Consider the following 8,357-nt stretch of genomic DNA (forward strand, 5'->3'; position numbering starts at 1 on the left):
GGGTGGGGGGGTGAGAGCCGGCCCAGCCTGGGTGGGCTGGGCCGGCTGTTGTGCTGGTTGTTGGTCAGCTCTGCTGGGGCGCCGGGCTTTCGGTGATGGTGCCGCCCGGAGCCGGGGCCTCCTCGGTGGAGGTGCCACCCGGAGCCGGCGTGGTGCCGCTCGGGGCCGGCGTGGTGCCACCCGGAGCCGGGACGGTACCGCCCGGGCTGGGCGTGCCGCTCGCGCTGGTCTCCGGCACCGGGATGCCGAGTTCCTCAGCCAACTGCACCAGGGCGTCGTAGTGCGCCTGCAGGACCGGCAGAGCGGTCTGCGCCAGCTGGACCACCTGGGTCTCGGTACCCTGCGAGATCTCCGTCTGGGTGGCCTGGATGGCCTGCAGGTGGCCGGCCAGCCCCTGGGTCACCCAGAGCCGGTCGAACTCCTCACCACTTGCGTTGTTCAGCTGGTCGAGAGCCGTCCGCTGATCAGGAGTGGGCTCGTTCGGCAACTGGACGTTGAGCTGCCCGGCCAGGTCCTTCACCTGCGTGTCGAGATCCTGGTGATCGGTGACGATCATCTGTGCCAGGTCCTTGACCTGCTGGTCCTGGGCCTTCTTCTCCGCAAGCTCGCCGGCCTGCACCTCGTAGAGGTTGACCTGGTGGATCGCTTGCAGGTACTGGGTGTCCTGCTCCGACGGCTGCGCGGCCGCCTGCGCTGCTGCGGCGGGTGCGACACCCACCAGCACCAGTGCGGCCAGCAGGCCGAGGCGTTTGATTCCCAACATGCTTCCTCCCCGTTGAGACGTTGGACCGAACGGATACCCGGCTGACCGGGGTTATTCCTGCGATCCGGTGACGGGCGGGAAGCTCCGACGGGGCGGCGAAGGGAGGGAAAAGGGCGTGGCGCCCGCCGGAGTGATCCGGCGGGCGCCACGTCCCACTGTGCGAGTCGACTCAGCTGCGGCGGCTGTCTCCGCTGCCGATCTCCTCCCGCTCGGCGCGGGGCTCGACCGGCGGGTGCCCCGGCGAGACCGGCGCTTCGGCCGGCTTCTCGATCGGGTAGAAGAAGCCCCGGATGGCCGGGCCGAGGGCCCCGAGCCGGTTCATCTTCTTCGGCACGACCCAACCGGCGTACGGCAGCTCGCCGTGCTCACCACCCGAGCTGAGCGGCTGGTGCACCTCGACGAACCGGCCGTCGGGCAGCCGTCGGATGATGCCGGTCTCCACACCGTGGGCCAGCACCTCCCGGTCGTGCTGCTGCAGGCCGAGGCAGATCCGGTAGGTGATGTAGTACGCCACCGGCGGCAGGACCAGCAGACCGATCCGGCCGGCCCAGGTCATCGCGTTCAGGCTGATGTGGAACTTGTCGGCGATGACATCGTTCGCACCGGTGAGCGTCAGGATCACGTAGAACGTGATGGCCATCATGCCCAGGGCGGTACGGAACGGCACGTCGCGGGGACGCTGGAGCAGGTTGTGGCTCCGGTAGTCCTTCAGGTAGCGAGCCTCCATGAACGGATAGAACAGGGAGAGCATGACCAGGATGCCGGGTAGCACCACTGTCGGCCAGAACAGCGGCGGAATCACGTAGCCGTCGCCGATCGGGATGAAGATCTCCCAGTCCGGCATCAACCGGGTCGAGCCGTCCAGGAACATGACGTACCAGTCGGGCTGGCTGGCCGCGGAGACGACCCACGCCTCGTACGGGCCGAACAGCCAGACCGGGTTGATCTGGAACAGACCGCCCATCAGCGCGATCACGCCGAAGACGACCATGAAGAAGCCGCCCTGCTTGATCGCGTACCGGGGGAACATCCGCTCGCCCACGACGTTGCCGTTGGTCCGGCCCGGGCCCGGCCACTGGGTGTGCTTCTGCTTGAAGACCAGCCCCAGGTGGACGCTGATCAGCGCGACAAGCAGGCCGGGGATGAGCAGCACGTGGGCGATGAAGAACCGGCTGATGATGATCGTGCCGGGGAACTCGCCGTTGAAGACCGACGAGGTCACCCAGGAGCCGATCACCGGGATGGAGAGCATGATCGCCGAGGCGATCCGCAGACCGGTGCCGGAGAGGCCGTCGTCCGGCAGCGAGTAGCCGGTGAAGCCGGCCAGGAAGCCGACCCAGAACAGCAGCGAGCCGATGATCCAGTTGGTCTCCCGCGGCTTGCGGAACGCGCCGGTGAAGAAGACCCGGAGCATGTGCACCACGATCGCGGCCATGAACAGCAGCGCGGACCAGTGGTGCATCTGCCGCATGATCAGGCCACCCCGGACGTCGAACGAGATGTCCAGGGTCGAGGCGTACGCGGCCGACATCGGCGTACCCCGCAGCGGGGCGTAGCTGCCGTTGTAGATGACCTCGGTCATCGCCGGCTCGAAGAAGAACGTCAGGAAGACACCGGTCAGCAGCAGGACGATGAACGAGAAGAGCGCGATCTCGCCCAGCAGGAACGACCAGTGGTCCGGGAAGACCTTGTTCAGCAGCCGGCGCAGCGGGGTCGCTACCTGGAAGCGCTCGTCGACGGCGCGGCCGGTCTTGGCGGGCATTGCCGCCATGTCAAACTTGCGCCGCTTCACGGCCGCTCCCAGAAGTCGGGCCCGACAGCTTCGGTGTAGTCGGACTTCGCCACGAAGTAGCCCTCAGCGTCCACTTCGATCGGCAACTGCGGCAGTCGCCGGCTGGCCGGACCGAAGATGGGCTTCGCGTTGTCGGTGATCAGGAACTGCGACTGGTGGCACGGGCAGAGCAGCCGGTTGGTCTGCTGCTCGTACAGGCTGGCGGGGCAGCCGGCGTGCGTGCAGATCTTCGAGTACGCGGCGTAGTTGCCCCACATGTAGCCGCCGTGGCCCACCCGCTCGTTGTTGCGGCGCGACTCCTCGGCGTCGGCCTCGCGCAGGTGGATCAGCAGGGTGGGCGAGTCGGCGTGCAGGTTGCTGACGCCGTGCTCGATGCCGGGGAAGACGGTGATCTGGCCACCGGCGCTGATGTCCGCCGGCCGGATCGGCCGGCCGTCCTCGCGTACCAGGCGGATCTTCTGCCCGTCCTGCGGGCTGAAGCCGGTGACCATCATCTGGTTGTTCTTGTGCGGGTTGGAGATCAACCCACCCACCAGCGGCGCCGCGGCGACCGCGCCGACCGGCGCCAGGCCGGCCAGCAGCGAGACGCCGAGCAGCGGGCGGCGCTTCACGCCCAGCTCGTCGGCCATGTACGCCATGGTCTGCCCGGTGATCCGCTGGTCGTCGGCGGACACCGCGCCCTCGTGCCGGTCCTGGATCGACACCTCCTTGGGCAGCAACTTCTTGCCCCAGGTGAGGATGCCGAAGCCGAGGCCCAACAGGGCGATTCCGAGGGTGAGGCCGAGCAGCGGGGTGTAGAGCTTGTCGCCGCCGCGACCCATCTCGTACTCCCACGGCCACCAGATGTAGACCACCAGGAAGGCCGTCGCGGCCAGGCCGGTGAGCAGGAACATCGCGGCCACCGTACGGACCAGCCGGCGCTCGGCCTTGCTGCCCGGCATGACCTGCGGCTCGTAGTGCACGATCTCGATGTCGTCCCGGCGAGCGCCCTCACGGACGATGTCGAACTGGCTCAGCCGGGGGTCGTTCACGTCTACCTGCTCGTGGCCCGGGTGGGCCGTGTGGGTGCTCATGCCGCCACCTCGCTCCGCTCGGCGCCGGCACGTGGCGGCACCACAGCACTGACTCGGGAGATCAGTTCGGTCACGACTTGCCTGCGATCCACAGGCTGGTGAAGACCAGCGCGACGATGCCGATCAGGAAGATCGCCACACCCTCGGTCGACGGGCCGTAGCGGCCCAGGTTGAACACGCCGCCCGGGTCACTGTCGTGCTTCAGGGACTGCTGGATGTAGGCGATGATGTCCGCCTTCTGCTCCGGCGTGATCTGGTTGTCGCCGAACACCGGCATGTTCTGCGGTCCGCTCAGCATCGCCGCGTAGATCTGCCGGTCGGTGGCCGGCGAGAGGCTCGGCGCGTACTTGCCGGAGGAGAGGGCACCGCCGCCGCCGCTGAACGCGTGGCACTGCGAGCAGTTGATCCGGTAGAGCTCACCGCCCACCGCGACGTTGCCGTCGGCGTGCAGGTTGTCACCGGCCGGCACGACCGGGCCGCCACCCAACTGCTGGATGTACGCGGCCAACTGGTCGATCTCGTCGGGGCTGAACACCTCGGGCTTGCGCTGCGCCTGGGCCTCCTGCCGAGCCATCGGCATCCGGCCCGTGCTGACCTGGAACTCGACCGAGGCCGCGCCGACGCCGATGAGGCTCGGCCCGCGCCCCTCGACCCCCTGCGCGTTGCGACCGTGGCAGGTCACACAACTCACGTCGAACAGCGCCTTGCCGTCGGCGGCGGCCCCGCTCAACGGCGGGTTGTCCTGCGCCGACGCGCTCGGAGCCAGAAGCGTGTACGCGCCGCCGGCCAGCATCAACGCGGCGACCAGCCGGACCGCGGCACCCAGCCGGCGGCGGCCCCTGCTGCGCACCACGGGCCGCCCGCGCAGCCGCGCGAGCAGACCGCGTCGGCGGTCGTTGTCAGAAGTCATGAGCTGTGTCCTTAACCGGTTGGACCTGTCTCAGGGGGTGGAGCGACGGCGTGCGGGCGCCAAGATCACTGGAGCCAGTAGATCATGGCGTAGAGCCCGATCCACACGACATCGACGAAGTGCCAGTAGTACGACACGACGATCGCCGAGGTGGCCTGGGCTGGGGTGAACCGACCCATCGTGGTACGGATCATGAAGATCACGAAGGCGATCAGACCACCGATCACGTGCAGGCCGTGGAAGCCGGTGGTGAGGTAGAACATCGAGCCGTAACCGTCTTCGTTGATCTTGATGCCGTGGTGCACCAGCTCGCGGTACTCGTTCGCCTGACCCATCACGAAGATCAGACCCATCACGAAGGTGATCGTGAACCAGCGCCGCAGCGCGTGCACGTCACCTCGCTCCGCCGCGAAGACGCCGATCTGGCAGGTGATCGAGGAGAGCACCAGGATCAACGTGAAGGTCGTCGCGTACGGGACGTTGAGTACCGCGGTGTGCTTCTCCCACTGCTCCGGCGCCGCCGCGCGGATGGAGAAGTACATCGCGAACAGCGCCGCGAAGAACATGAGTTCGCTGGAGAGCCAGACGATCGTCCCGACGCTGACCATGTTGGGACGCGTCAGAGAGTGGATCCGGCTCTTGTCAATGGCTGGGGCCGCAGTCACGCGGTCATTATTGCCCTTGACCACGGCCGGCGATCAGCGGGGGGCCAAACCCGAGGACAGATGGCCCGATCGGTACCGTCCGGTTCGCCTGACCTAGGCTGATTGGCGTGCTGCACGTCGATCCGATCTTCCTGGCCGCACCGGCCGCGCCGCAGCTCACGGCGGGCCTGCCCGGCCCCGGCGGCGCCTCGGTGCTGGCGGCCGAGGGCGCCCTGCCGCCGTTCTCGGTGACCAGTGTGGTCACCGAGGCCCGGCTGGACAACTGGCTCGCCGTCGTCCTGGTGCTCGCCGCCGGCCTCTACCTCTACGGAGTGAACCGCCTGCGGGTACGCGGCGACCGCTGGCCGGTCGCGCGTACGGTCTTCTTCCTGGGGCCCGGCCTCGGCGGCATCGCCTCGGTCACCCTCACCGGCCTGGGCGCGTACGACACCACGCTGCTGTCGGTGCACATGGTCCAGCACATGGTGCTGTCCATGGTGTCGCCGATCTTCCTGGCGTTGGGCGCACCGGTGACCCTGGCCCTGCGGACGCTGCCGACCAGCCCGCGCAAGCGACTGCTCGCGGTGGTACACAGCCGGATCGCCCGGATCTACAGCTTCCCGCTGGTGGCGTTCGCCATCTTCGTGGTCAACCCGTTCGCGCTCTACTTCACCGACCTGTACCGCTACACGCTGGAACACGGCTGGGCGCACGAACTGGTGCACGCGCACTTCATCATGACCGGCTGCGTGTTCTTCTGGCCGCTGCTCGGCCTGGACCCGCTGCCGGGCCGCTGGCCGCACCCCGCCCGGGCGCTGCTGATGCTGCTGTCGGTGCCGTTCCACACCGTGCTCGGGCTGACCATCATGCAGAGCAGCACCCTCTTCGGCGGCGACTGGTACCCCTCGCTGGGCCTGAGCTGGGCCGATCCGCGGGAGGACCAGGTGCTCGCCGGCGGCATCCTCTGGGCCGGTGGCGAGTTCGTCAGCGTGACCATGCTCGCCGTCCTGGTCGTGCAGTGGATGCGCCACGCCGAACGGGAGGCCCGCCGGGTCGACCGCGAACTGGACCGCCAGGAGGCCCGCCAGCGCGCCACCGAGGCCACCGGCTGACCTCGCCGACCGTCACGGGGGGCGTGCGGCACAGGGCACACCGACCGGTACGATCGGCCACGCAGCTACGAGGTGAAAGCCGTCTCGAAGCCATCAGCGGGCGGGTCATCCGGCTCGCCGCGATCCTCGGTGGCGAGCGGCAGGAAGCGAAGCGGAGTGTCGGCATGAGCGATCGTCTGTGCACCGTCGTGCTCTACAGCGACGACCCGCAGGTACGGGACCGGATGCGGCTCGCCGTCGGCACCCGCCCCGCGGCCGATCTGCGCATCGAGTTCGTCGAGGCGTCCACCTACGCCGAGTGTGTCCGGCTGGTCGACGACTACGAGATCGACCTGATGCTGCTCGACGGCGAGGCCTCTCCCGGTGGCGGCATCGGCATCGCCCGGCAGATCAAGGACGACTTCGACGAGGCGCCCCCGACCTGTGTGGTGATCGCCCGGGCCGCTGACCGCTGGCTCGCCGCGTACGCCGAGGTCGACGCCACCCTGGTTCACCCGCTCGACCCGGTGACGGCCGCCGCCACCGTGACCGAGCTGCTGCGGACGCACGCGCCCGCCGCCTGACGTTCCGCACCGGCACCGCCACGGCGCCGGGACGAGCCGGCGCCGGTCCCCACCCGCACTCGTCTGCTCGGGAGGCCCGCAATGGGCGAACGGACCTGGCCGCACCTGCTCACCGCGCTGCTGCGCGGGGATGAACTCTCCGCCGCCGACACCGCCTGGGCGATGGGCGAGATCATGTCCGGCGCGGCGGCGCCGGCTCAGATCGCCGGCTTCGCCGTGGCGCTGCGCGCCAAGGGCGAGACACCGGCGGAGTTGGGCGGGCTGGTGGAGGCGATGCTCAGCCGCGCCGTCCCGGTCGTCCTCCCCGAGCAGGTACGCGCCAGCGCGCTGGACGTGGTCGGCACCGGCGGAGACCTCGCCCACACTGTGAACATCTCCACGATGACCGCCCTGGTCGTCGCCGGTGCCGGGGTACGCGTCGTCAAGCACGGCAACCGGGCCGCCTCCTCCTCCTGCGGCACCGCCGACCTGCTGGAGTTCCTCGGCGTACCGCTGGATCTCGGCCCCGAGCAGGTGGCTCGGTGTGTGGCCGAGGCGGGCATCGGATTCTGCTTCGCCGCCCGGTTCCACCCCGGCATGCGCCACGCCGGCCCGGTCCGCCGGGAGCTGGGCGTACCCACCGCGTTCAACTTCCTCGGCCCGCTGACCAACCCGGCTCGTCCCCGCGCCGGCGCGGTCGGCTGCTTCGACGCCACCATGGCTCCGGTGATGGCCGCCGTGTTCGCCGCCCGAGGCGACTCGGTGCTGGTGATGCGCGGCGAGGACGGCCTGGACGAGTTCAGCACCGCCGCGCCGACCCGCTTCTGGGTCGCCCAGAGCGGCACCGTCAGGGAAACCCTGGTCGACGCGACCGACCTCGGGGTACCCCGGGCCACCCTCGCTGACCTGCGGGGCGGTGACGCCTCGTACAACGCGCAGGTGGCCCACCGTCTGCTCGCCGGTGAGCCCGGCCCGGTCCGCGATGCCGTCCTGGTCAACGCCGCCGCGGCGCTGGCCACCCAGGGCCCGCTGGACGGCGACCTCACCACCGCGCTCCGCGCCGGCCTGGACCGGGCCGCCGAGTCGATCGACTCCGGCGCCGCCGCCCGCACCCTGGACCACTGGATCAAGGTCGCCCAGACCGCCCAGACCGCCTGACCACCCCACTCGCCCCCTCCGTGGGGCGGCAGAAGTGTCGGACCGACGTGGGAAACTACAGGTGAGTAATTCCCACGATCGTCCCTCGGCCCCGCACCGTCGAGCCGGAACGCAGCGGTCCCCTCGCTGAGCCGGCCGCCCCGGCACCCCCGCCGGCCGGCAAGCGCCGCCGCACCCCGGGCCGAGCAGCAGGAGGAGTCTTCATGGCCGAGCGCGAGCTGCACTGCGACACCTGCGAGAGCCCACAACTGTTCGAGGTGCCCCCCTGCCTCGACGGCCACGGCCCCACCTGCCCCGAACTGGCCTGCACCCGCTGCGGCACCGCCCTCTTCCTCGCCCCCACCCCCACCCCCACTCCCCTCC

Annotated in this window: 8 protein-coding genes; 3 read left to right on the plus strand and 5 right to left on the minus strand. The window is 69.8% G+C overall.

Annotated features, from left to right (window positions below; all coding sequences use genetic code 11):
• Nucleotides 1-64: 64 nt before the first annotated feature.
• From C1A38_RS29730 to ctaE, 5 genes are all read right to left on the minus strand, one after another.
• Entirely contained in the window at nt 65-763 is a 699-nt protein-coding gene (locus C1A38_RS29730; protein WP_102661001.1) for a DUF4142 domain-containing protein, read from the minus strand.
• A gap of 169 nt (nt 764-932) precedes the next feature.
• A complete protein-coding gene (qcrB, locus tag C1A38_RS29735) occupies nt 933-2,555 on the minus strand; it encodes a cytochrome bc1 complex cytochrome b subunit (RefSeq protein WP_102661002.1) in 1,623 nt (540 codons plus the stop codon).
• Complete coding sequence (gene qcrA / locus C1A38_RS29740) at nt 2,552-3,628, minus strand: cytochrome bc1 complex Rieske iron-sulfur subunit (protein ID WP_102661003.1); 1,077 nt, start codon at nt 3,626-3,628, stop codon at nt 2,552-2,554. The genes qcrB and qcrA overlap by 4 nt, the downstream gene beginning before the upstream one ends.
• A 70-nt stretch (nt 3,629-3,698) precedes the next feature.
• Nucleotides 3,699-4,538 (minus strand): cytochrome bc1 complex diheme cytochrome c subunit, encoded by an 840-nt coding sequence (gene qcrC, locus C1A38_RS29745; protein WP_102661004.1) that lies wholly within the window; start codon nt 4,536-4,538, stop codon nt 3,699-3,701.
• Between the two features lie 65 nt (nt 4,539-4,603).
• The gene (gene ctaE, locus C1A38_RS29750) at nt 4,604-5,203 is read right to left on the minus strand and encodes an aa3-type cytochrome oxidase subunit III (RefSeq protein WP_043721570.1); all 600 of its coding nucleotides are present in this window, start codon (nt 5,201-5,203) and stop codon (nt 4,604-4,606) included.
• A 167-nt stretch (nt 5,204-5,370) separates the two neighbouring features.
• Between ctaE and C1A38_RS29755 the strand changes: the two genes are divergently transcribed.
• The 3 genes from C1A38_RS29755 (at nt 5,371) to trpD (ending at nt 7,994) form a co-directional block, all read left to right on the plus strand.
• Nucleotides 5,371-6,294: a cytochrome c oxidase assembly protein gene (locus tag C1A38_RS29755; RefSeq protein ID WP_233197107.1), complete on the plus strand. Its 924-nt coding sequence runs from the start codon at nt 5,371-5,373 to the stop codon at nt 6,292-6,294.
• A 164-nt stretch (nt 6,295-6,458) separates the two neighbouring features.
• Entirely contained in the window at nt 6,459-6,857 is a 399-nt protein-coding gene (locus tag C1A38_RS29760) for a hypothetical protein (protein ID WP_102661007.1), read from the plus strand.
• Nucleotides 6,858-6,938: 81 nt separating this feature from the next.
• Nucleotides 6,939-7,994 carry an anthranilate phosphoribosyltransferase gene (gene trpD, locus C1A38_RS29765; RefSeq protein ID WP_102661006.1) on the plus strand — a complete coding sequence of 352 codons (1,056 nt, stop codon included), beginning with the start codon at nt 6,939-6,941 and terminating at the stop codon, nt 7,992-7,994.
• The last annotated feature ends 363 nt before the right edge of the window (nt 7,995-8,357 follow it).

This window comes from Verrucosispora sp. ts21, from assembly GCF_002879555.1.
GTDB lineage: Bacteria > Actinomycetota > Actinomycetes > Mycobacteriales > Micromonosporaceae > Micromonospora > Micromonospora gifhornensis.